Here is a 22,008-nt window from a genome sequence, read left to right as displayed (position 1 = left end):
GGTCCCGTCGGTCCAGACCGGCTCCAATCGACCGCTGTGACTTTCAAGGAGTGGAAAGATGCCTCGAGTGAAAAAGGCAGTCAAATCGCGTCGGCGCCGCAAGAAGATCCTGCAGATGGCCAAAGGTTATCGCGGCGGCCGCGGCAAGCTGCTGCGCACCGCCAAGGAAACCGTCCAGCGCTCCCTGGTCTACGCGTACCGGGATCGGCGCGCCAAGAAGCGCAATTTCCGAAGCCTGTGGATCATGCGGATCAACGCGGCGGCGCGCCAGCACGGAATGAGCTATTCCACCTTCATGAACGGCTTGAAGAAGGCCAACGTGGAACTGGATCGCAAGGTTCTGGCCGGCCTGGCCATTTCCGATCCCCAGGCCTTTGCCCAGCTCGTGGCCGTGGCCAAAGAAGCGGCGTAGGAACCCATGGAAGAGGCAGCTCGAAGCGTTCTTCGGGAAGCGCAGGAAGCCATCGAGGCGGCGGGGGTGGACCTGAAGGCCCTGGACGCCGTGCGCGTGGGCTTTCTTGGCCGCAAGGGCCGACTGACGGCCCTTTTCAAACAGCTGGGCACCGTGGCACCGGAAGCCCGGCCGGAAGCCGGTCGGATTCTCAATGAGGCCAAAGCCCAGTTGGAACAACGCCTGGCGGAGGCCATCGAGAGGGCCAAGAAGGAGGCCCGGCGCCCCAAATCCAGGGTGGACGTCACCGTTCCCGGCCGGCGCCCCTGGACCGGTCATTTGCATCCCATCACCCAGACCGCGCTGGATATCGCCGCCATCTTCAACCGGTTGGGCTTTGAGACCGTGGAGGGGCCGGAAGTCGAGCTGGATTACTACAATTTCGAGGCGCTCAACATCCCCAAGGATCATCCGGCCCGGGACATGCAAGACACCTTCTACGTCTCGGACGAGGTGGTCTTGCGCACCCACACCTCTCCGCTTCAGATCCGTACCATGGAAAGGAAGCGTCCGCCCATCAAGATCATCGCCCCCGGCAAGGCCTATCGGTGTGATTCCGACGTGACCCACACCCCCATGTTCCACCAGGTGGAAGGACTCATGGTGGGCCGCCATATCTCCTTCGGGGACCTCAAGGGGGTTTTGACCATCTTCGTGCAGCAAATGTTTGGATCGGATGTGGGCCTGCGGTTTCGGCCCAGCTTCTTTCCGTTCACGGAACCCAGCGCGGAAGTGGACATCCAGTGCGTCATGTGCCGCGGGACCGGCTGCCGGGTCTGTTCCCAGACGGGCTGGCTGGAGATCCTGGGATCCGGCATGGTGGATCCGGAGGTCTTCAAGATGGTCGGCTACGATCCGGATGAGGTGAGCGGCTTCGCCTTCGGCATGGGCATTGAGCGCATCGCCATGCTTCGTTATGGGATCAACGACCTGCGACTCTTTTTCGAGAACGACGTGCGCTTCCTGAGGCAATTTTAGCGGGGGGAAGTGATCGCCGCACCGCACCCTGTTGTGGACCATGCCGCTATCCCAAAGGGCACGACCCCGTCGTGCCCTTTGTTGTAACGGCCCACCCCGTTTATCAGGCATCGAGAGGGAACTTCCATGCTCGTAAGCACCCAGTGGCTCAAAGACTACGTGGATTTTACCATGGACGCCGACACCCTGGCCCATCGCCTCACCATGGCGGGCCTGGAAGTAGAGGCGGTGGAACGCCCCTACGCCTTCCTCCAGCAGGTGGTGGTGGCTCGAGTGGACGCTGTAGAACCGCACCCCAACGCGGACAAGCTGCGACTGTGCCAGGTCTTTGACGGAAGCCGCGTTCGCCAGGTGGTCTGCGGCGCGCCCAACGTGGCGTCGGGACAGGTGGTCCCTTTGGCCCTTCCGGGCGCCGTCCTTCCCAGTGGGCAAAAGCTCGCCAAAGCCAAGATCCGCGGCCAGGTCTCCGAAGGCATGCTCTGCAGCCAGCGGGAGCTCCTCCTGGGTGACGATGCGTCCGGTATTTGGGTGCTGGACCCGGCTCTGCCCCTGGGAAAGACCCTGTTGGAAGCCCTGGACCTGGACGACGCCATCCTGGATGTGTCCATCACGCCCAACCGGGGCGACTGTCTGTCCATGATCGGGGTGGCTCGGGAAGTGGCGGCCCTTTCCGGCACCCGGGTCCGCTACCCGGAGATCTCTCTGGATGAGACCGGCCCGTCCATCCACGAAGCCGCTTCCGTCACCCTGGAAGACCCTTTGGGGTGTCCTCGGTACGCGGCCCGTCTCATCCGAGGCGTTCGCATCGGCCCTTCCCCGCGATGGATGCAACGGCGACTGGAAGCCGCCGGCATCCGCTCCATCAACAACGTGGTGGATGTGACCAACTTCGTGATGCTGGAGATGGGACAACCCCTGCACGCCTTCGACTATGAGCGATTGCGGGAAGGGCGGATCGTGGTGCGTCGCGCCCAAGCCGGTGAGCGCTTCTCCACACTGGACGGCGTGGAGCGGACCCTGTTCGACGATACGCTCCTCATCTGCGACGGCGTGGGTCCCGTGGCCATCGCCGGGATCATGGGGGGCCTGGATTCCGAGATCACGGAAGGGACCACGCAGGTTCTTATTGAAAGCGCCTACTTTCAGCCCGAGAGAATCCGGCGTTCCAGCCGCAAACTGGGGCTTCGAACGGAGTCCAGCTACCGCTTCGAGCGGGGGATCGATCCGGAGGGAGTTCCCCGCGCCCTGGACCGGGCGGCGCAGTTGATGCTCCAGCTGGCCGGGGGGGTTCTGGCAACGGGAGCCATCGACCAATACCCGTCCCCCCTGGAACGGCCGACCATTTCCTTGCGCGTTCCCAGGGTGAACCGATTCCTGGGCCTGGACCTGGATGCGGCCACCATGGCAAAGGTGCTGGAATCCATCGAGATGCACGTGGAACAGGCCGATTCCGAGACCCTCAGGGTCACCCCGCCGTCCTGCCGTCACGACGTGACCCGGGAAGTGGATCTGGCCGAGGAGGTGGTGCGCCTGGTGGGCTATGACCAGGTGCCCGTCACCCACGCCGCGGCTCCCCTCTACGCCGATCCGCCGGACCCCCATGCGTCTTTGCGACTCCAGGTCAAGCAGGCCCTGACCGCCCTGGGCTTTGATGAGGTGGTGACCTATTCCTTCATTTCGGAGAAGGGGGTGAAAGACCTGGGCCTTCCGGAAGGCGACGCCCGCCTTCGCCCCGTGCGCCTGCGCAATCCGTTGAGCGAGGAGCAGGCCGTGATGCGAACCTCCCTTCTTCCCGGCATGCTGACCACCGCGCGTCACAATTTCGACCGCGGCAATCTGGATCTGCGCCTGTTTGAACTGAGCAAGGTCTTTCTACCTCGCCCGGACCAGAGCCTGCCGCAGGAAGACCATCACCTGGCGGGACTGCTGGCCGGACGTCGCGTTCCGCACCTGCTCTATGGATCCGAGGAGACGGTGGATTACGCGGACGCCAAGGGAGCCGTGGAGGCCGTTCTGGAATGCTTCCACCTGGGCTCCGACACCGTGCGCTTCAGCCTGGAGCCCCTTCCCCCCTACTGTGATCCGGCCGTGGGAGCCGCCGTCCTGGTGGAAGACCACCTGGTGGGATCCGTTGGGCGGGTGGATCCCGATGTGCAGGACGCCTTCGACCTGAAACGCGATGCCTACTACTTTGAGCTGGACTTCGAAGAGCTCTTCCGCCTCAAGCGCCCACACCCGGGCTTTTCGCCGCTTCCCAAGTTCCCCGCCGTGGCCCGGGACATGGCTCTCATCGTGACGGACGACCTGCCGGTGGCCGCCCCATTGGATTTCATTCGCTCGCTGAACGAACCGTTGGTGGAGCAGGTGGACGTGTTCGATCTCTACCGCGGCAAGCAACTGGGCGAGGGCCGGAAGAGCGTGGGATATCGCCTGGTTTACCGAGCACCGGACAGGAACTTGACCGACGAGGAGGTCAACGCCCTGCACCAGCGGATCACGGAGAAGGTGCTGAGTGCCTTCCAGGCCCAGTTGCGCTGAGCCTTCCGTTGCGATGGTTTCCCGGTCCCGGCCCATGGGCTTGCCTGGGGCCGCACCGGGCTCGGACACCCAACATGCTTCGGTCCGCGGCGGTGCGTAGATCACCCAGGACTTGCACCAATCGTGGCACGAAAGAGGCCGTATGCTGAACGGAAGCAACGTAGATGGACAAGGACCCGACAAGCGGCCCAAGCCGTGTCAGGTGGCCTTCGTCTACGGGGAAAAGAAGGGCATGGGCAAATCCGTGCACTTCAACGAGCGGGGCATGCTCGTCCTTTGTGCGGAACCGGCCCCCATCCAGACGCGCATCCGTCTGAGCCTGAACTTTCCCGGCCTTCGAAACCCCATTGAAGTGGAAGGGGAAGTGGTCTGGTCCAATCTGTACGGAACCGATGACACCACCACTCCCCGGGGTATGGGAATCAAGTTCACCCAGCTGGATCCGAGCATCGCCCGCGTTCTGGGGGATTTGAGCCTCCAGTATCGGGGCTACGGAACCCAATACGAGATCTTCTACACCTGATGGCTGGGGCATGACAGGCGCCTGGAACCAGGCCGAAGCATCGTCCTTTGGGACGCATGGCGCAGTAGGGGGCGGGCCACCAGGGCGGTTCATTTCCCGGCAAGGCCGGGCTCATGAGTCGGCGGACAATCCTGCGCGGCACGCCGCGCTGTCGAACGAAGGAGCGTCATGTCCCCCTGGGAGACCTTGTTGGTGGCCGTCGCCCTCGGTTGTGATGCCTTTGCCGTGGGCCTGGGCGTGGGAACGCGTTTCTGCACGCCCCGTCACATCTTCCGACTTTCCTTCCATTTCGGCTTCTTCCAGTTCGCCATGCCGCTTCTCGGCTGGGCCTTGGGATCCACGCTGGTGGGAGTGGCGCGCACCTGGGGCCCTTGGCTCGCCTGCGCCATTCTTCTTTTCATCGGATCCAAAATGGCGTACGAAAACCTGCGCGGGGAGGATGCCGATGACATGGCCTGTAGCGATCCCACCCGAGGCATGAGCCTGGTGGTTCTTTCCATCGCCACCAGCCTGGATGCGTTGGGGGTCGGCTTCAGCTTCGGGCTTCTGGGCCGGCGCCTTCTGGGGGCCGCCGTGTGCATCGGTGTCACCGCCGGTCTCATGACCTGGGCGGCCATGCGGATCGGCAGCCGGCTTTCCGCCCTGTGGGGCCGGCGCATGGGCGTGGTGGGAGGCGTCCTTCTCATGGCCATCGCCTTGAAATTTATCATCGGATAACGTCAGGACAAACGGGATAGACCCATGGCAGTCAGACTGGAAATCGCTCTCAAGCCACACCTTTTCGATGCCCAAGGATCCGAGCTTTGCCGAATGATCCATGACTACTTCGGCTGGCGCGTGGGAAGCGCCCGGGTGATCCAGGTGCTCACGCTGGATGCCGGTCTGAACGAAGAGGAAGTGAAAGCCGTTCGCACCGAGATTTTCACCAATCCGGTGACCCAGGTTTCCAGCACCGAGCCGCTGGCACGGGCCCAGGACTTCGATTGGGCCGTCTGGGTGGGATTTCGGCCGGGGGTGCGGGATACGGCGGGAAGCGTGGCCCTGGAGGCCATCGCCGACTACCTGCGCAGGCCGTTGGATCCCAAGGCGGCCGCCTACACGTCCAAACTCTTCCTCCTTCGGGATGCCCCGCTCAGTCGGCATCAGGTGGACGTGGTGGCCCGGGAGTTGCTGGCCAACGACATCATTCAGCAGTGGCGCATCTACGCTCCACAGGACTGGGATCCGCGGGAAGGGATTGGAATCATCCTTCCCAAGGTGGAACTGGCCCACACGCCCACCGTTCAGACCCTGGCCGTGGGAAGCGACCAGGAACTTCAAAAGCTGAGCGACCAGCGGAACCTGGCCCTCAATCCGCGGGACATTCCCGTGATCCGAGCCTACTTCCTCCGGGAGGACGTCCGGGAAGAGCGGCGCCGGGTGGGGCTGGATCTTCCCACCGATGTGGAACTGGAAGCCATCAGCCAGGCGCGAAGCGATCATTGCAACCACAATACCTTTCGGGGGAAATTCTACTACCGGGACCTGGATTCCGGCGATGCATCCGTGGTGGACAGCCTTTTCAAGACCTGCATCGAGGCGCCCACCCTGGAGATCCAGCGACGCAAGGACTGGGTGGTGTCGGTCCTGTGGGACAACGCCGGCGTGGCCCGCTTCGATGATGATCACCACTACGTTATCACGGCGGAGACCCACAACAGCCCATCCAACATGGAGGCCTATGGAGGCGCTCTGACGGGCATCGTGGGGGTGTACCGGGATCCCATGGGAACGGGCAAAGGATCGCGCCTCATCGCCGGCTTTTACGGCTACTGCGTGGGGCCGCGGGACTATGCCGGCCCACTGCGCCCGCACCTGCACCCACGCCGGCTTCTGGACGGCGTGGTGGAGGGCGTGCGGGACGGAGGCAACAAGCACGGGGTACCCACGGTCTTCGGAAACCTTCTCTATCACCCCTCCTACCTGGGAAAGTGCCTCGTCTTCGTGGGGGCCATCGGACTCATGCCCCAAACGGTCAAAGGCGAGCCCACGGAGCAGAAGAAGCCCAACCCCGGAGATCTCATCATCATGGCCGGTGGCCGGGTGGGAAAGGACGGCATCCACGGGGTGACCGCCTCCAGCGAAAGTTACAGCGAACAGACCCCCGCCGGCCATGTGCAGATCGGCGACCCCTACACCCAGAAAAAGATGCACGATTTCCTCCTGGAAGCCCGGGACGAGGGGCTTATCACCTTCATCACCGACAATGGGGGCGGCGGACTGTCGTCGTCCATCGGAGAGTCGGCCCAGATGGCCGGCGGTGCTTTCGTGGAATTGGACAAGGTACCGCTCAAGTACGAAGGCTTGGACGTGTGGGAGATCTGGGTATCCGAATCCCAGGAGCGCATGACCGTGGCCGTGCGTCCCGAAAACCTGGACCGGTTCATGGAGTTGGCACGCCTTCATGAGGTGGAATGCACCGTGATCGGGCGCTACGAAGATTCGGGAAAGCTCCATCTCACCTACCAGGGGCGCACCTGCGCTTACCTGGATCTGAGCTTCTTCCGGGAGGATTTTCCCCAGTGGGAATTTGAGGCCCAATGGCGCTCGCCCCGCTCACGCGGCCTGACGGAGCCGGTGTTGAGCGAACCGGAAGACTGGGGGCGCCTGCTCTGCGATCTGCTGGCATCGCCCAACCTGTGCAGTCGCGAATGGATCCAGCGCCAGTACGACCACGAGGTGCAAGGGACCAGCGCCGTCAAGTTCCTGGTGGGCCGTGACCGGGATGTGCCCAACGATGCGGCGGTGATCCGCCCGGTGCTCACCTCCAACCGGGGTCTGGCCGTCACCCAGGCGCTCCACCCCACCTATGCCCAGATCGACACCTACCACATGGTGGAAGCCTCCATCGACGAGTGTGTTCGCCGGCTCCTTTCCGTGGGCGGCATGCTGGACGAAATCGGCGGAGTGGACAACTTCTGCTGGCCCAACATCCAATACGATCCGGAACGGAACCCGGACGGTCGCTACAAGGCGGCCCAGCTGGTGCGCGCCAACTGGGCGTTGCGCGATATGTGCCTGGCCTACCAGATCCCCCTTCTTTCCGGCAAGGACAGCATGTATGTGGACGGCCACCTGCCCGGCGCCTACGGGGAACGCCACAAGGTTTCCGGGCTTCCCACGCTCCAGTTCACCGCCACCACGGTGGTGCCGGACGTGACCCGGTGCCTCACCATGGACGTGAAGATGCCCGGGGATCTGGTCTACGTGCTGGGGATCACCCGAAACGAGCTGGGCGCTTCGGAATACTACCAGCACCTGGGCCACGTGGGTTTGAACATTCCCCGGGCCCATTCGGAAGACTTCTTGAGGCTCTACCGGGCCTTGGAAAGGGCAGTGGCCCAAGGCCTGTGCGCTTCCTGCCGCGCGGTGGGAAGGGGAGGACTGGCCGTCCACGGGGCCATGGCCGCCATTGCCGGCCGGCTGGGTATGACCTGGGATCTGTCCCGGGTTCCGGCCGAAGGATCCCTATCCCATGTGGCATTGCTTTTCAGTGAATCCCTGGGGCGTTTCCTGGTCACGGTGCCGCCCCAGCGGGAAGCGGCTTTTCAAGAGCTCATGGAGGGCCTTCCCGCGGCACGCATCGGTCGTGTGACCGAGGCGCCGATCTTCCAGATCCGTGGGACCGATGGAAAGGAGCTGGTGCAGGTGCCTGTGGAGAGCCTTCGAAAGGCCTGGAGCGGCACCTGGAGCCAGGAGCCCGTCTAAAGAGGCGCAGATGGCCCCCTCGCCGATGGACCAAAGGTTGACGACCGGCAGGGGGGGCTGTACTCGCGACCTGGCCTGGCGAGCGTAACGGCACCTCCCCCGCCAAGGGGGGACGTAACAGAGCAAAATGTGTTTTGATCCCTTGGAGGACAACCGACCCATGAAGGACGTACGAGCCTTGGTGCTCACCGGCTTCGGCCTCAACTGCGACTGGGAAACGGCCCACATCCTTCATCTGGCAGGCGCTTTGCCCGAGCGGGTCCATTTGAATGCCATCATCGGGGGGACCAAGCGCCTGGCCGATTACCACCTCTTCGTCATTGGAGGCGGATTTTCCTGGGCCGACGAACACGGCGCAGGCGTCATCCTGGCCATGCGCCTCAAGCACCGCCTTCGCGATGAGATCCTTTCCTTCGTGGACCGGGGCGGGCTGGTGCTGGGCATTTGCAACGGGTTCCAGGTCCTGGTCAACACGGGGTTGTTGCCCGGTTTTGAGCCGGGCACATGGGATCGGCAGGCGGCACTTGTGGCCAACGATTGCGGAACGTTTCGGGATCAATGGGTCCATGTGGTCTTCAACGACCAATCGCCCTGCGTTTTCACCCGGGGTTTGCACACCATGGACCTGCCGGTGCGTCATGGAGAAGGCAAATTCTTTGCCGAAGCGGATGTGATCCAAAAGCTGGAAGCCAACAACCAGGTGGTGCTGCGCTACGCCACGGCGGACGGCCGCCCGGCTCAAGGCGCTTTCCCCGCCAATCCCAACGGGTCCATCAACGATATCGCGGGCATTTGTGACCCCACGGGGCGCATTCTGGGCCTCATGCCGCACCCTGAGGCGTTCAATCACTGGACCAACCACCCGGACTGGACCCTGGAAAAGGAAAGACGGCAACGCACGGGCGAGCCCCTGCCGGAACAGGGGGCCGGCGTGCTCTTCTTCCGTAACGCCGTGGACCACGTGCGAACCCGAGGTTAGCCGATGCGTTCCCCATTGGATGCCCTTGGTGTCCCCGGCGCTTTGGGGCATCTTGAGGTGGTCCAACACCCACTGGAAGAAAGGGACAGGTCAATCATCGCTCCCTGCGGGCTCCAGGGATGGGCGGGCAGGAGGGCTTGCGCCTTTCGGCGCTCCCACAGCCATCCGGACGGCATAGGGAGCTTTTTTTGAAAGACGGATGAACACTTCGTAGGAGCGGCGAAAGCCGCCAACCCTTGGCAGGACCACGACGGCATCCGCTCCCTACGGATCCAGGAAAGAAGTGCCATGAAGAATCGTTTACGTATCGCCGTTCTCGTCTCCGGGGGCGGCACGAACCTGCAGGCCCTCATGGACCGCATGCACGAGGGCACCTTGAAGGCCCGTATCGTCTGCGTCGGCAGCGACCGGCCCGGCGCCTTCGGCCTGGAACGCGCCCGCACCGCCCGCATCCCCACCTTCGTGGTGGACTACTCCCGGTACCGGAGAGGGGAGGGGGGGCTGCCGCCCATGGACACCGCCCTGGTGGATCAGATCCTGGCCCGTCAGCGGATCCTTCCCCAGGGAGCCGATCCGGTGGCGGCACGCCGGCGCCTCTGGGGCCTCATCTGCGCCGAAAGGGAGCTCATGGACCGCCTGGACGCCCACCGACCGGACCTGGTGTGCCTGGCCGGCTTCATGCGGCTTCTCACCCCCCACTTTCTGGACCACTACAACACGGGCGGCACCTTCCGGGTGATCAACATCCACCCGGCGCTCCTGCCGGCCTTTCCCGGCCGGCACGGCTACCGGGACACCTTCCACTACGGCTGCAAATGGGGCGGGGTGACCGTGCACTTCGTGGATGAAGGCGAAGACTCGGGGCCTGTGATCGCCCAGGCGGTCTATCCCATCTTCGACCAAGACGACGAAAGCACCGTCCAGAAGCGCGGCCTCCATCTGGAGTACAAGATCTACGCGCAGGTGATCAACTGGATCGCCGACGGTGTGGTGCACGTAGAGCCCGGGCCGGGTCCGCGCCCCCGGGTGCGCATCGCCGACCCCAACTACCGGGAAATCATGGGCTCGTGGGTGGAATCCGCCTTCCGGTTCGCGTGATGGAAACGCGTCATGGTCCATCACCGGCCATGGCGGACACAATCCTTTCCTGCTCTTCCGCCGACAGGTAGGGATGCATGGGCAGGCTGAAGATGCGCCGGGCCAGGTCCTCGCTGACCGGGAACTGGCCTTCGGCGTATCCCAGGGGAGCAAAGGCGGGCTGCAGATGGAGCGGCACGGGATAGTAGACGGCTGTGGGGATTCCGGACCGGTCCAGGCGATCCCTGAGGGCATCCCGGTCTCGTTCGGTGGGGGCCACCAAGGAAAATTGCGCCCACGCGGACGTGCACCCCTGCGGGATGTGCTGGGGCCGAAGATCCGCCAGGTGGCGTTCCAGAAGCCTTCGGTAGCGGTCCGCCACCTGCCGGCGCCGCACCAACTCATCATCGAAGATGGTCATCTTGGCCAGCAGCACGGCCGCTTGCAAGGTGTCCAACCGCCCGTTGAGGCCCAGGCGCACATGGTCGTAGCGGTGGCTTCCCTGGCCGTGGACGCGGATGGAGCGCAGCCGCTGGGCCAGCCCATCGTCGTCCGTAAAGCACATACCGCCGTCGCCGTAGCCTCCCAAGGGCTTGGCCGGAAAGAAACTCGTGGCCGCCGCATGGCCGAACCGTCCCGCCCGGATGCCGTTTCGGGACGCCCCGAAGGATTGGGCCGCATCCTCCAGAACCAGCAGACCGCTTTCCGCCGCGATCGTCTCGATTTCCGCGTAATCGGCGGGAAGACCGAAAAGGTCCACGGCAATGACGGCCTTGGCCTGGCAGCCCCGCGCCGCTTCAGGCAGCGGATGCAGTGACGGATCGTCCCGTTTCAGGGCCTCCAGGGCCAGGCGAAGTTTTTCCGGGTCCATGTTGAAGGTTTCCCGATCCACATCCACGAAGACCGGCACCGCCCCCAGGAGAGCCACCACTTCGGCCGTGGCGATGAAGGTGAACGGGGTGGTGAAGACCACGTGGCCGGGCCCGATCCCCCAGGCCATGAGCACCATGAGCAGGGCATCCGTTCCCGAGGCGCAGCTCACCGCGTGGCGCACCCCCGTGTAGCGGGCCAGTTCTTCTTCCAGCTCCAAGACCTCGGGGCCCAGCACGTAGCGGCCGTGGTCCAGGACGGCGCCGATGCGCTCTTCCAACAGGGCGCGGATCCGCCTCTGTTGCGCTTTCAGGTCGATGAATTCCATTTCGCCCGCCTTCTTGCTATGGTATGCGTCAAGGCATCCTTGTGAAACCTGGCAAGGCTAATGGCGAAAAGGCGAAGGAGCAAGGAAAAGTTGCAGGAACCCGGTTTTTCCCCAATCCCTTGGCCCACACCCACCGCTTTTCCCCATGCCCCACGGAGGTGACGCTCATGAAGGAAGTGCGCCTGGAAAGGATGGGCCCCATCGCCCATCTGGTTTTGGACCATCCCCAGACCCGAAACGCCCTGTCGCTATCCGTCATTGAAGCCATCATGACCCGCCTGGACGAGGTGGGCCGCGATCCGGCCGTGCGCGTGCTGATCCTTCGGGGCGAAGGGCCGGCCTTCTGTGCCGGTCACAACCTCAAGGAGATGATCGCCCCGGAGGCGGACCTCCACGCCCATCGCCGCCTCTTCAGCACCTGCTCCCGCATGATGCTGCAACTGCACCGCCTGCCCCAGATCGTCATCGCCCAGGTGCACGGGATCGCCACGGCGGCCGGATGCCAGCTGGTGGCCGCCTGCGATCTGGCCGTGGCCGAAAGCGGGGCCAGGTTCGCCACACCGGGCGTCAAGATCGGACTCTTTTGCACCACGCCCATGGTGCCCCTGGTCCGCGTGATCGGAAGGCGCCGGGCCATGGAGATGCTCGTCACGGGCCGGTTCGTCTCCGCCCAGGAGGCTCTGGACTGGGGCCTGGTCAACCGAGTGGTACCTTTGGAGCGGCTTTCGGAAGAGACCATGGAACTGGCCGAATCCATCGCTTCGTTCAGCCGGTTCACCCTCTCCTTTGGAAAGGAAGCCTTCTACAGCCAGGTGGATCTGGACGAAGGATCGGCCTACGACTTTGCCAAGGAAGCCATCGCCTTCAATTGCCTGGCCGACGATGCGCAGGAAGGCATGCGGGCCTTTGTGGAAAAGCGCGCCCCCATCTGGAAGCATCGGTGAGGGAACACGCCCTTGGGCGTTTCCTCCGCCCGCACCCGTCAACGGCGCGTCTTCGGCCCGCTTTCCAGGTACCTGTCCAGCACCTCACGGACCGTCTGCGCCATCTCCAGGGCCCTGTAGGGCTTCTTCACGAAGGCGGAAAAGCCCGCCAACCGAGCTTCCTCGGAGCCGATGGAATCGCTGTAGCCGGAAGTGAGGATCACCGGAAGGTTGGGACGAAGGGCCCGCACCTCATGGGCCAGTCGCTTTCCGGTCACCTTGGGCATGGTCATGTCCGTAAGGATCAGATCGAAGGCGTCCGGTTCTTGCCGAAATCGGGCCAGGGCCTCGCGGGGGTCGTGAAAGGCCGTCACCCGGTACCCGAGGCGGGAAAGGATTTGCTGAGCCAGTTCCACCAGAGCGGGTTCGTCATCCACCAGGAGGATCCTCTCCGATCCGCCCGGAAGCTCCATCTGCGGCCCCTCCACCGGCCTTTCGGGCGCCTCTTCCATGAGAGCCGGAAGGTGGACCCGGAAGGTGGTGCCTCGGCCCGGCTCGCTTTCGACGCGGATCGCCCCGTTGAGACCTGTCACGATTCCGTGTACCACCGCCAGGCCCAATCCCGTTCCTTCTCCCACTTCCTTGGTGGTGAAGTAGGGCTCGAAAATGCGATCCAGAAGTTCGGGAGCAATCCCGTGGCCCGTATCCTTGACCGTCAGCACCACGTGATCGCCTTCCTTCAGTTCCGGAAATCGGTCCAGGGATTCCTTGTCCAGGCGTTCCGCCTCCAGCCGCACCTCCAGAAGCCCGCCCGTTTCCCGCATGGCGTGGAAGGCGTTGGTGCAAAGATTCATGATCACCTGGTGCAACTGGGTGGGATCGCCCAGCACGGGAGGCACCTCGCTGGGGGCGTATTCGCGGATCTCGATGGTGCTGGGTAGGGAGGCGCGCAGCAGCTTGGTGGCCTCTTTCACGATGTAGCGCAAGTGGACCGGCCGCTTTTCCATCTCCTTTTGGCGACTGAAGGTGAGGATCTGCTGGACCAGGTCCCGGGCCCGGTGCCCGGCATTCAGCACGCGGTCCAGGTGCTTCCGCACGGGATGATCGCCTTCCAGCGCCATGAGAGCCAGTTCCGTGTAGCCCACGATGGCGCCCAGGATGTTGTTGAAATCGTGGGCAATACCGCCGGCAAGGGTTCCCAGGGCTTCCATCTTCTGGGCCTGGCGCAGCTGGGCCTCCAGGGCCCGCTCCTGGGTCACGTCCCGGTTGACGGAGACCAGGCTGACGATTCGCCCCGTTTCATCGCGCACCGGGCTCACGGTCACCTGGAATTGGCGCGTTTCTCCCCCTGAGGTGGAGGTGGTCACGAGCCCCCGCCAGACCTGACCGGCCTTCACCGTCCGCCACATGGTCTCGTAGAAGGCCGGATCGTGGTGCTCCGATTGCAACACGGCTATGGAGCGGCCCACCAAATCCTCCGATCGGTATCCCGTGGAGGCCAGAAAGGAAGGATTCACGTACTGGATGACCCCGTCTCCGTCCGCAATCACGATGCCTTCGAAGGCCTGCTCCACGGTGGCCTGGAACAGCCGATTGCGGCGCTCCGCCTCCATGCGGTCCGTGATGTCCACCAGGATCCCCAGGGCCGCCGGGCGACCGGCATGGGTGATCTGCGAACCGTGGACCTCCACCCACCGCTCTTTGCCTTCCCCGGCCAGGGCCAGTCGGTAGGCGATGGGCACGGTTTTTCCCGCCACCCGGTCCAGGTGGGCCTGGCGCAGAAGATCACGATATTCCTCGCGTACGAAGGAAAGTATGTTCTCTCCCACCACTTCATCGGGGGTCTTCCCCAAAAGCCGGGCCGCAGCCGGGTTGACATAAACAAATTGCATGTCCTGCGTGATGACCACCCCCACGGGGCTGTGTTCCGCCAGGATGCGGTATCGCTCCATGGACTCCTGGAGCTGCTGCTCCATGCGCTTGGTCTCGGTGATGTCCACGCAGATGCCGCCCACCGCCTCCACGCGACCGTCCGGCCCCAGGATGGGATACAAGACGTCCCGGTGCCACTGCCTTTGACCCTTCCAGTGGAACTCGTGCTCGAAGCTGATGGACTGCCCCGTTTCCACCACGTACCGCACCCGGTCCAGATAGGTCTGGGCCTCCTCGGATCCGTGGATGTCGATCACCCGCCTTCCCACCACCTCTTCGGCAGCGAGCCCCAGCACCTCCAGGGCCTTTCGGTTTACCGACAGGTAGCGTCCCTCCGGATCCAGGGTGAAGATCCAGTCGCTGGCGGATTCCACCATGGAGCGGTAGCGCTTTTCCGAAGCCTCCAGCTCTCGACGAGCTCTGGCCACCTCCCGGGTCAGCCGGCTCTTTTCCAGACTCTCCCGAATGGCGGCCGGCAGGCGCTTCATGTGTTTTTTGAGCAGGTAGTCGCTCAAGCCGCTTTTTAAGGCCTGCACGGCCACCTCTTCCGTTCCCGTTCCCGTCAGCATGATCACCGGAACACAGCGGTCGCGGCGCCGCACTTCTTTCAGGACCTGCAGACCGTCCGACCAGTGCAGGTGATAGTCGGTGATCACCACGGTATAGGAAAAGTCCGCCAGGGCTTCTTCAAAATCCGCACGCCCCCCCACTTCCCGGATGCGGGCATCGGGCCATTCTTTGACAATGAGCCGGCGGATCAGAAAGCGGTCGTTGGGATTGTCATCCACCACTAGGACTTGGAACATCCTCACACCTCATGAATTCCAGGACAAATTCGGAGCCATCCCCCGGCGCGGACGTGACCGAGATGTGCCCGCGCATGAGCTCCATCATGCGCTTGGTGGCGGTGAGCCCCAGGCCAATGCCCGGGTATTCTTCCTCACCATGGAGCCGATGGAAAGCAGAAAAGATGCGTTGCTGATCTTTCGCAGGGATGCCGATCCCCTGGTCCCGCACCCGCACGCGGCACCACAGGGAGGAGGACTCCCAGGACAGGCTCACCCGGGGCGGCCGGCCGGCGGGCACAAATTTGAGGGCGTTGGACAGAAGGTTCTTCAGGACCGACACGAGCCACGGGTGCACCCCCAGCACCCGCGGCCAGGGTCCTTCCTGAACGGTGACCTGGGCCGTGGCGGCTTCCATCTCCGGCTGCATCCGCTCCATCACCTCCTCCACCACGGCCTTCAGCTCCACGGGCGCCAGCGCGAAGGCCTGCCCCTCCAACCGGGCGAAGTCCATCACCGCGTCCATGAGATCCCGCATGGATCCGGCCGCTCGGAGGATCCGCTGCAGGTATTCGTCCGGGCCCCCGGCGAGGCGGTCTCCGAAATCCTCCAAGGCGGCCTCCGACAGGCCCTCGATGGCCCGGACCGGAGCCGCCAGGTCGTGGGCCATGAGATAGACCATGGCCTTGAAGTCCTCGTTTTTCCGCTCCATGACCAGGGAAAGAATGCGGGCCCGGAGCAGCACGGCCAGACGCGCCCGAAGCTCCGTCCTCTGGACGGGCATGAGCACCAATTCGTCCACCGTCCGCCACAGCTGGGAAGAGGCAAGCCCCAAATCCTGTCTGGACGTGAGGAGCAAGACGGGAAGAAACCGGGGCTTTTCGGCGGCCTTCCGCCGGGCGATTTCTTCGGCTCCCCGCTTCAAGCCCGGTCCGTCCGCCATGATCAGATCCAGCGGCGCCTCCAGGTTTTCCAGGCCTTCCAGTATGAGCAGCGAGGGATCCTCCCGGCCGAAGTCGATCAGCTCCTCCGGAGGCTTCTTAAAGCAGCGCCGAAAGGATCGCAGCTCCTGTTCAAGGAGCCTCCGGTTCTCCTTGTGCCCCATGACCATCAAAAGGGTTTGCAGGGCGTCGCCCTTCATGGGTTCTCCAATAACGAGCGCAGCAACTGCACCAGGTGTTGAATCGTCAAGGGCTTGACCAGGACGCCTCGAGCTCCATGGGCCACGGACGCCGCCTCCAACGCACGGCTTTGCCTGGAAGAAAGCATCAGGAAGGGCACCTGGCGCTTGTGAAGCTCCCCGCATTGGTCCCAAATCCTGGCCTCCAGCCCGGTGATGTCGATCAAGGCGGCCTGCAGGCTCCCGTTGTTCCGGATCACCTCGGCCAGGGCCTCGATGCCGCCGGCCTCCACCACGTTCAGCCCCTCCTTTTCCAACACCTGGCGGAGAACCCGGCGGTTGGCGGCATTGGTCATGACAATCAGGATCATGGCGACCCCCTGGGTTCTGCAGGCTGTTGGTGGTCTCAGCGAGAGGCCTTTTCCTCCAGCTCGGGCATCCCCCGCAGGATGCCCCGCAGTTGCGTGAGCGGCTCACCGATCTTGACGCCGTAGCGCGTGATGGCGAATTCGCGCAGCGTCTCTTCGAAGCTTCCCAGGCGCTTTTTGAGCACCCCGATGGCTCGTCGGAGATGGCCGGCCAGTTCCAGGTAGCGCATGAAGACAATGTTGTCCGCCAGGTAGCTGAGACCGCGCTGGGTCGGCTTGAACTCGCCCGTCACCTCCTGCACCTCTTCCACCAGCAAAACGGTCACCCCCAGAGCGCACAGGCTCGCCCCCAGGGCGTGGAGGCGTTCCACCAGGTTGCAGCCCCGAACCGTGAGTTCGTAGCCGGAGGTACTGTCGATCATGACCAGCTTCGTGTCGTTTTGCTGAACCTCTTCCAAAACCTTTCGGGCAAAGGCATCGGCGCTGTAACGCAGAGGCTCCACACGCTCCAGCCCCAGCGTGTTCCTCCGCAACATGTCTTCAACGGGGATGTTCACATGGCGGGACCGCGTAACGATCCGGGCCAGGTCTTCTTCGAAGGTGTAAAGAAAAGAGCGTTCTCCCCGCCCGGCGGCCTCCTTCAAAAAGACCAGGCCCAGGGTGGTCTTTCCCACACCGCTGGGGCCGGAGAAGACGGTGGTCGTTCCTCGTTCCAAGCCCCCGTGGAGCAGCTCGTCCAGCTCGGGAATCCCCGAGGAGAGAAGATCGAAGGACATGGAAGGGGCCCTTTCGCCCGGCACCAGGCGCGGGAAGACCACGATCCCCCGTTCCGTGATAGCCATCTCATGGTGTCCGCCCCAAAAATCGGATCCTCTCAGTTTGCTTATCCGAAGGGTTCGAGTGTCTTCCATGAAGGAAAATTCAATGATCCCGTCGGAAAGAAACTGGAGGTCCGCATCGGGCGCCTCCGAGCTGGATTCGGACGTGAAGACCACCGTGGCTCCCTGGTTGGTCAGGTACCGGAAAAGGGACAGGGCCTGGCGGCGGAACTGGAAGGGATCGGTGCTGAGATATCGCAATTGGGTCATGGAATCGATGAAGACCCGTTGGGGCTGGACCGCCTCGACGGTCTCCACGATCCGCCGTGTCGTGGGATCACGCTCCACCTCGGCGGGAGAGAAGATGTCGTAGCTTTCCGACTCCACAAAGAATTCCGGTCCCGGGCTCAAATCCAGAAAATGCACGCCGGAAAGATCGAATCCCATCCGGGCGGCGTTGTCCCGGAGCTGTTCCGGCGGCTCGCCCAACGTGATCCAAAGGGCCGGCTCTTTTCCGTCGGCTTCGGTGGTCACGTAATGAAAACCCAAGGTGGTCTTACCGCTGCCTGGGCCTCCGCACACCAGATAGGCCTTTCGGGGAGGAAGCCCCCCTCGGAGCAGCTCATCCAGACCGGCAACGCCGGTTTTCACGCGCTGGGGTCCGCTCTCATTCCCGTTCGGCATGGTATCTCCTTTCTCCAGTGGGATCCAAACTTACGGGGGGAATCGGTGAGGACCACCGACTCCCGGGGCGGAATGGAGGGTCAGTGAAATCGCCTCATTGGACAGGGGCCTCCTGGCATCTCAAGAGGTGAAAGCAATTGGGGAAGAATGGGGCAACCGAGGGCGTGTCTCAACGTCCGCCCGCACCCCTTTCCCCTAACGGAGAACCGACGGAATTGTCAACACATAACTGGACGTTAAGAAGGCCTCTCACGACACAAAACGAAGGGCGTTCCAAAGGAACGGTGGGCGGTTGCCCTATCGCCTTGCCCCGACGTTCGCACTCCATCGGGGCACTCCGCACAGACCCTGGGCGTGTGGACCCAAGGGACCTTCCGGGTTCACAGGCCGTGCAGGGCGATGTCCTGGGCGCATCGGGCGCAATCTTCCGGGCCGAAGTCCGCGCAGGCCCGGGGCTTGATGCGGTGGATGGCGCAAAAATAGATCTCACGGCCGAAATACTGGAAGAGAAACGGGCAGAGGAATTGGTCCGGGTCGGCCTCTCCCTGGATCATCCGCACCCATGCGGGAGGGTAGGTCATGCCCGGGGGGGCCACGGCCCGAACCCCGCCGATCTGGCAGCAGGTGCCGCACAGGCGGCACCAACCCGAAGGGGAGAGCGGATGGGGGCGACCGTCCAACGGGATGCCAGTGACCCGGTTCGGGTTTCCATGCCGTTTCAGATCCTCCCGAACACGCAGAAAAAGCCGCGCCATGGCGATCACCGCGCGGGTCAACGATCCCTGGATCTCCGGCCGCCTCTTGCTGACGAAAAAGCGCATGCCCACCACGTCGGCCAGAACCGTCCTGGGGATCTGGCCCAGCGGGAAGTAGGGATCCGTCAAGGCGGCCTCCAGCACGGCTTCCTGGTCTTGGAAAAGGGGATCCTGAAGGAGTCTTTCCAGGGCTTGCCGGGTTGGGGGACGGAGCGCCAGGTGGCCGTCTCCAAGTTCCCGCGTCCGGTCTTGGATGTAGGCCTTGAGCTTTTCCTGCCAAAATCCGTTTCTTGTCGGCATGGAGTCTTCCTGTCCCCTTGGGCTGATGAGGCGAGCCGCCCTTTCGGCACCGTCTCGCATCTTCCTTCCGAACCCGACGAGGAGAGGGGGGACTTTTAGCTCCCAGGAGGCTGCCTGAGAACGCCCAGGTTCCTCCCTTCTTGTGTGGACGGAAGGTTGGGGCTACCACGCGCCCACGCTGCCGGCCTGATCTTTCAGCCGTAGGGGGGTTCTGAACCGGCCCCTACGACACTCAAAAAGCACCACGGGGCCGGTGGGATTTCAACTGGTCAGAAAGACACCAAAGGACGAAAGGTCATGATCGCACCGGCTCCCCGGGAACCAGAAGGCAAGAAGCGGCCGCCACGAAGCGCCATCGCTCGTTCCGCCTGGGAATGATCCTTGACCTTTGGATGGAATGCAAGAAAAATGGCCCTTCGCCCCTTGAAGCGCCCCGGCCGGACCCGGGATACCCGGACTCTGCTTCCAGAAAAGGAGTACCCAATGAGACGATCTCGCAGGAAGTCGCTCGGCCTTGGACCCCGTTCTACCAAGTCCCTTTGGGCCCTCCTGGTGGCGACGGCCCTTGTGTCCGCCCCCCTCATCTCCACGGCCCTGGCCAGCGAGCCCGTGAGGATCGGGATCCTGCCCGTTCTGGACACGTTGCCCCTGCAGGTGGCCGTCCAGGAGGGATTCTTTGACGAAGCAAAGATTTCCGTGGAACTGGTCTCCTTCAACAGCGCCCTGGAGCGGGATGCGGCCATGCAGGGTGGGCAGCTCCAAGGCTATTTCGGAGACCTTCTCAACACACTTCTGCTCGTTCGAAACGGTCTGCCCATACGGATTCTCACCGTATCCTACGCCAGCCGTCCGGGCCGGCGCATGTTTGCCCTGGCGGGACGCCCCGGCCTGCCGGCCCACTCCGCCACGGAAATCCCCACCGGCGCCACCGTGGGGCTTTCCAACGCCACCATCATGGAATTTCTCCTGGACACCCTGCAGAAGGAAGCCGGGATCCCGCTCGAAACATGGAAGCGCCTGGAAGTGAAAAAGATCCCCCTGCGGCTCCAGATGCTCCTCACCGGTCAGCTGGACCTGGCGGTCCTTCCGGAACCGCTGGTGACGCTTGCGGAATCCAAGGGATCCAAGGTCTATTGGACCGATGGAAACCTGGATCTGCCGCTGACCGTGATCGGGTTGCGCCAGGACCTGCTGGACGCGGACCCGGGACTGGCGGAAAGGTTCCTGACCGCCTATGCTAAGGCGGTCTCCGCGCTCAGTGACCATCCCGAAAAGTACCGGGAACTCATGGCCCGCACGTGCCGCATTCCCGGATCCCTGCAGAAGTCCTATCCCGTCCCCGCGTTTCCGGAACCCGGTCTTCCCGATCCCGCCGGGGTGGAACGGGTCCAGGCCTGGATGCTCCACCACGGCCTGATCCAGGAGCGGATTCCCTACGAACGGCTCGTTTGGAGGTGATGCGACCAGGAGATTGCCCCACACAGCCCAGCGTGCTCCCTTCTTACGCCAACGGAAGGTTGGGGCCACCTGGGCGGGCCTGTGCGGCCCATCAGCAGGTGGGGCGCGGAACCCGCCCCGACGAGGCGGTCCGAGAACACAACAAGCACCACATTGGAAAGCCACAAGGACGCCGAAAGGCCATCGTTGAAAATCCGCCGCCCATGGAGCGGCCAAGCCAGCCTTGGTGAAAGGGACCATGAGCGAACCGGCCCCGGCACAAAGCCTTCCTGACGCCCCGGCTCTTCTCCGCGCTTCCGACCTGTCGAAGCGTTTCCGCCCCCAGGACCCTCCCGTTCTCCAGGGCATGTCGCTGGCCGTGGGCCGTGACGACACCTACGCGGTGGTGGGCCCATCGGGTTGCGGTAAGAGCACGCTCCTCTACCTGCTCTGCGGCCTGCTGCGCCCGGATTCGGGCCGGGTTACCTACCGGGGGACCCCCGTCCGAAGGCCCCATCCGGAGATCGCCGTGGTGCTCCAGGACTACGGACTGCTTCCCTGGAAGACGGTCCTGGACAACGTGGCCCTGGGCCTCAAGATCCGCGGGGTTTCCCGTAGGGAACGCACCCGGAGAGCACGGGAGATCCTGGTCGCCCTGGGCCTGGGCGGCACGGAAGACCGGTACCCGCCGCAGTTGAGCGGCGGCGAGCAACAGAGGGTGGCCATCGCCCGGGCCCTGGTGGGAAAACCGGGGCTCCTGTTGCTGGACGAACCCTTCTCTTCGCTGGACGCCATCACCCGGGAACGCCTTCAGCACCATCTGTTGGATATCTGGACCCGCTTCCGCGTACCGTACGTCCTGGTCACACACAGCGTGGACGAAGCGGTCTTCCTGGCCCGCAGGGTTCTGGTGATGGCTGGGCGTCCGGCAACCTTCGTGCAAGTCTTGGAAAATAAGGGATTCGGCGATCCCACCTACCGCGACCGGGAGGCGTTCCACGCCATGGCCCGCACGGTCCGTCGCGCCTTGGACCGCGCGGTCGGTGCTCCCTGATCCATCATGCGGGACCGTCAGGGTGGGAGGGGCTAGGAGCTTGTCCGAGAATTCATGTCAACTGTATTTGCATGTGATCTATAAAGTCTATATTCATTTGACATATCCATGCCGTTGTGATAAGAATACACCTAATCTAGCATGCGCGCATGGGGGAATCTGTCATGGCTCGTTTCAAATACGACCCAACTCAGTTTCGCCAACGGCAATTGTTTCCAAGTTCCGTATTTGATCTTTTGCCGAAGGATCACGCCTGTTTCGTTTTTGACGAAATCCTGGAACAACTCGACGTATCCAGTGCGGAAGAGGGCTACAGCTTTATTGGGCAGAGAGCTTATCCT

General features: G+C 63.4%; 17 protein-coding genes. 11 read left to right on the top strand and 6 right to left on the bottom strand.

Annotation, left to right across the window (positions count from 1 at the left end; translation table 11 throughout):
* Nucleotides 1–58 precede the first annotated feature (58 nt).
* The 8 genes from rplT (at nt 59) to purN (ending at nt 10,314) form a co-directional block, all read left to right on the top strand.
* Nucleotides 59–412, top strand: coding sequence for a 50S ribosomal protein L20 (rplT, locus tag B9A12_RS14890; RefSeq protein ID WP_084058897.1), 354 nt, complete (start codon nt 59–61; stop codon nt 410–412).
* Between the two features lie 6 nt (nt 413–418).
* Complete coding sequence (gene pheS, locus B9A12_RS14885) at nt 419–1,429, top strand: phenylalanine--tRNA ligase subunit alpha (protein ID WP_084058896.1); 1,011 nt, start codon at nt 419–421, stop codon at nt 1,427–1,429.
* 126 nt (nt 1,430–1,555) lie between these two features.
* Complete coding sequence (gene pheT / locus B9A12_RS14880) at nt 1,556–3,967, top strand: phenylalanine--tRNA ligase subunit beta (protein WP_084058895.1); 2,412 nt, start codon at nt 1,556–1,558, stop codon at nt 3,965–3,967.
* A 142-nt stretch (nt 3,968–4,109) separates the two neighbouring features.
* A complete protein-coding gene (locus B9A12_RS14875) occupies nt 4,110–4,490 on the top strand; it encodes a PilZ domain-containing protein (RefSeq protein WP_084058894.1) in 381 nt (126 codons plus the stop codon).
* A 168-nt stretch (nt 4,491–4,658) separates the two neighbouring features.
* Nucleotides 4,659–5,207 (top strand): manganese efflux pump MntP, encoded by a 549-nt coding sequence (locus B9A12_RS14870; RefSeq protein ID WP_084058893.1) that lies wholly within the window; start codon nt 4,659–4,661, stop codon nt 5,205–5,207.
* Between the two features lie 24 nt (nt 5,208–5,231).
* Nucleotides 5,232–8,237 (top strand): AIR synthase-related protein, encoded by a 3,006-nt coding sequence (locus B9A12_RS14865; RefSeq protein ID WP_084058892.1) that lies wholly within the window; start codon nt 5,232–5,234, stop codon nt 8,235–8,237.
* Between the two features lie 160 nt (nt 8,238–8,397).
* Complete coding sequence (locus B9A12_RS14860) at nt 8,398–9,216, top strand: phosphoribosylformylglycinamidine synthase subunit PurQ (RefSeq protein WP_084058918.1); 819 nt, start codon at nt 8,398–8,400, stop codon at nt 9,214–9,216.
* A 288-nt stretch (nt 9,217–9,504) separates the two neighbouring features.
* The gene (gene purN / locus B9A12_RS14855; RefSeq protein WP_084058891.1) at nt 9,505–10,314 is read left to right on the top strand and encodes a phosphoribosylglycinamide formyltransferase; all 810 of its coding nucleotides are present in this window, start codon (nt 9,505–9,507) and stop codon (nt 10,312–10,314) included.
* 10 nt (nt 10,315–10,324) lie between these two features.
* Here purN and B9A12_RS14850 read toward each other — a convergent pair whose 3' ends face one another.
* Nucleotides 10,325–11,491: a DegT/DnrJ/EryC1/StrS family aminotransferase gene (locus B9A12_RS14850; RefSeq protein WP_084058890.1), complete on the bottom strand. Its 1,167-nt coding sequence runs from the start codon at nt 11,489–11,491 to the stop codon at nt 10,325–10,327.
* A 167-nt stretch (nt 11,492–11,658) separates the two neighbouring features.
* Here B9A12_RS14850 and B9A12_RS14845 point away from each other — a divergent pair, with 167 nt between their 5' ends.
* Nucleotides 11,659–12,435 (top strand): enoyl-CoA hydratase, encoded by a 777-nt coding sequence (locus B9A12_RS14845; protein WP_084058917.1) that lies wholly within the window; start codon nt 11,659–11,661, stop codon nt 12,433–12,435.
* Between the two features lie 38 nt (nt 12,436–12,473).
* Here the strand turns inward: B9A12_RS14845 and B9A12_RS14840 are convergent, their stop codons facing one another.
* From B9A12_RS14840 to B9A12_RS14820, 5 genes are all read right to left on the bottom strand, one after another.
* On the bottom strand, nt 12,474–15,152 hold the full coding sequence (locus tag B9A12_RS14840; RefSeq protein WP_084058889.1) for a hybrid sensor histidine kinase/response regulator: 2,679 nt from the start codon (nt 15,150–15,152) through the stop codon (nt 12,474–12,476).
* Complete coding sequence (locus tag B9A12_RS14835; protein ID WP_084058888.1) at nt 15,127–16,272, bottom strand: sensor histidine kinase; 1,146 nt, start codon at nt 16,270–16,272, stop codon at nt 15,127–15,129. Before B9A12_RS14835 ends, B9A12_RS14840 begins: the two co-directional genes overlap by 26 nt.
* On the bottom strand, nt 16,269–16,622 hold the full coding sequence (locus B9A12_RS14830) for a response regulator (RefSeq protein ID WP_084058887.1): 354 nt from the start codon (nt 16,620–16,622) through the stop codon (nt 16,269–16,271). The genes B9A12_RS14835 and B9A12_RS14830 overlap by 4 nt, the downstream gene beginning before the upstream one ends.
* 35 nt (nt 16,623–16,657) lie before the next feature.
* Nucleotides 16,658–18,121 carry an ATPase domain-containing protein gene (locus tag B9A12_RS14825; RefSeq protein WP_084058886.1) on the bottom strand — a complete coding sequence of 488 codons (1,464 nt, stop codon included), beginning with the start codon at nt 18,119–18,121 and terminating at the stop codon, nt 16,658–16,660.
* 380 nt (nt 18,122–18,501) lie between these two features.
* Nucleotides 18,502–19,176, bottom strand: a complete 675-nt coding sequence (locus B9A12_RS14820; RefSeq protein WP_139796667.1) for a hypothetical protein — start codon at nt 19,174–19,176, stop codon at nt 18,502–18,504.
* A 483-nt stretch (nt 19,177–19,659) separates the two neighbouring features.
* Between B9A12_RS14820 and B9A12_RS14815 the strand changes: the two genes are divergently transcribed.
* Both B9A12_RS14815 and B9A12_RS14810 read left to right on the top strand, forming a co-directional pair.
* The gene (locus B9A12_RS14815) at nt 19,660–20,634 is read left to right on the top strand and encodes an ABC transporter substrate-binding protein (RefSeq protein ID WP_084058884.1); all 975 of its coding nucleotides are present in this window, start codon (nt 19,660–19,662) and stop codon (nt 20,632–20,634) included.
* A gap of 238 nt (nt 20,635–20,872) precedes the next feature.
* Nucleotides 20,873–21,667, top strand: coding sequence for an ABC transporter ATP-binding protein (locus B9A12_RS14810; RefSeq protein WP_084058883.1), 795 nt, complete (start codon nt 20,873–20,875; stop codon nt 21,665–21,667).
* Nucleotides 21,668–22,008: the final 341 nt, after the last annotated feature.

Origin of the sequence: Desulfacinum hydrothermale DSM 13146, assembly GCF_900176285.1 — a bacterium.
Classification (GTDB): Bacteria; Desulfobacterota; Syntrophobacteria; order Syntrophobacterales; family DSM-9756; genus Desulfacinum; species Desulfacinum hydrothermale.
The sequence above is the reverse complement of the archived record's forward strand: the minus strand, read 5'-3'. Positions and strand labels throughout refer to the sequence as shown.

What these genes read in the sequence shown, in the direction of transcription:
- B9A12_RS14830 (WP_084058887.1), bottom strand. Translation starts at nt 16,622, where the DNA reads ATGATCCTGATTGTCATGACCAATGCCGCCAACCGCCGGGTTCTCCGC.
- B9A12_RS14875 (WP_084058894.1), top strand. Translation starts at nt 4,110, where the DNA reads ATGCTGAACGGAAGCAACGTAGATGGACAAGGACCCGACAAGCGGCCC.
- B9A12_RS14845 (WP_084058917.1), top strand. Translation starts at nt 11,659, where the DNA reads ATGAAGGAAGTGCGCCTGGAAAGGATGGGCCCCATCGCCCATCTGGTT.
- B9A12_RS14810 (WP_084058883.1), top strand. Translation starts at nt 20,873, where the DNA reads ATGAGCGAACCGGCCCCGGCACAAAGCCTTCCTGACGCCCCGGCTCTT.
- B9A12_RS14860 (WP_084058918.1), top strand. Translation starts at nt 8,398, where the DNA reads ATGAAGGACGTACGAGCCTTGGTGCTCACCGGCTTCGGCCTCAACTGC.
- B9A12_RS14835 (WP_084058888.1), bottom strand. Translation starts at nt 16,272, where the DNA reads ATGAAGGGCGACGCCCTGCAAACCCTTTTGATGGTCATGGGGCACAAG.
- B9A12_RS14865 (WP_084058892.1), top strand. Translation starts at nt 5,232, where the DNA reads ATGGCAGTCAGACTGGAAATCGCTCTCAAGCCACACCTTTTCGATGCC.
- pheT (WP_084058895.1), top strand. Translation starts at nt 1,556, where the DNA reads ATGCTCGTAAGCACCCAGTGGCTCAAAGACTACGTGGATTTTACCATG.
- B9A12_RS14840 (WP_084058889.1), bottom strand. Translation starts at nt 15,152, where the DNA reads ATGTTCCAAGTCCTAGTGGTGGATGACAATCCCAACGACCGCTTTCTG.
- pheS (WP_084058896.1), top strand. Translation starts at nt 419, where the DNA reads ATGGAAGAGGCAGCTCGAAGCGTTCTTCGGGAAGCGCAGGAAGCCATC.
- B9A12_RS14850 (WP_084058890.1), bottom strand. Translation starts at nt 11,491, where the DNA reads ATGGAATTCATCGACCTGAAAGCGCAACAGAGGCGGATCCGCGCCCTG.
- rplT (WP_084058897.1), top strand. Translation starts at nt 59, where the DNA reads ATGCCTCGAGTGAAAAAGGCAGTCAAATCGCGTCGGCGCCGCAAGAAG.
- purN (WP_084058891.1), top strand. Translation starts at nt 9,505, where the DNA reads ATGAAGAATCGTTTACGTATCGCCGTTCTCGTCTCCGGGGGCGGCACG.
- B9A12_RS14815 (WP_084058884.1), top strand. Translation starts at nt 19,660, where the DNA reads ATGAGACGATCTCGCAGGAAGTCGCTCGGCCTTGGACCCCGTTCTACC.
- B9A12_RS14820 (WP_139796667.1), bottom strand. Translation starts at nt 19,176, where the DNA reads ATGCCGACAAGAAACGGATTTTGGCAGGAAAAGCTCAAGGCCTACATC.
- B9A12_RS14870 (WP_084058893.1), top strand. Translation starts at nt 4,659, where the DNA reads ATGTCCCCCTGGGAGACCTTGTTGGTGGCCGTCGCCCTCGGTTGTGAT.
- B9A12_RS14825 (WP_084058886.1), bottom strand. Translation starts at nt 18,121, where the DNA reads ATGCCGAACGGGAATGAGAGCGGACCCCAGCGCGTGAAAACCGGCGTT.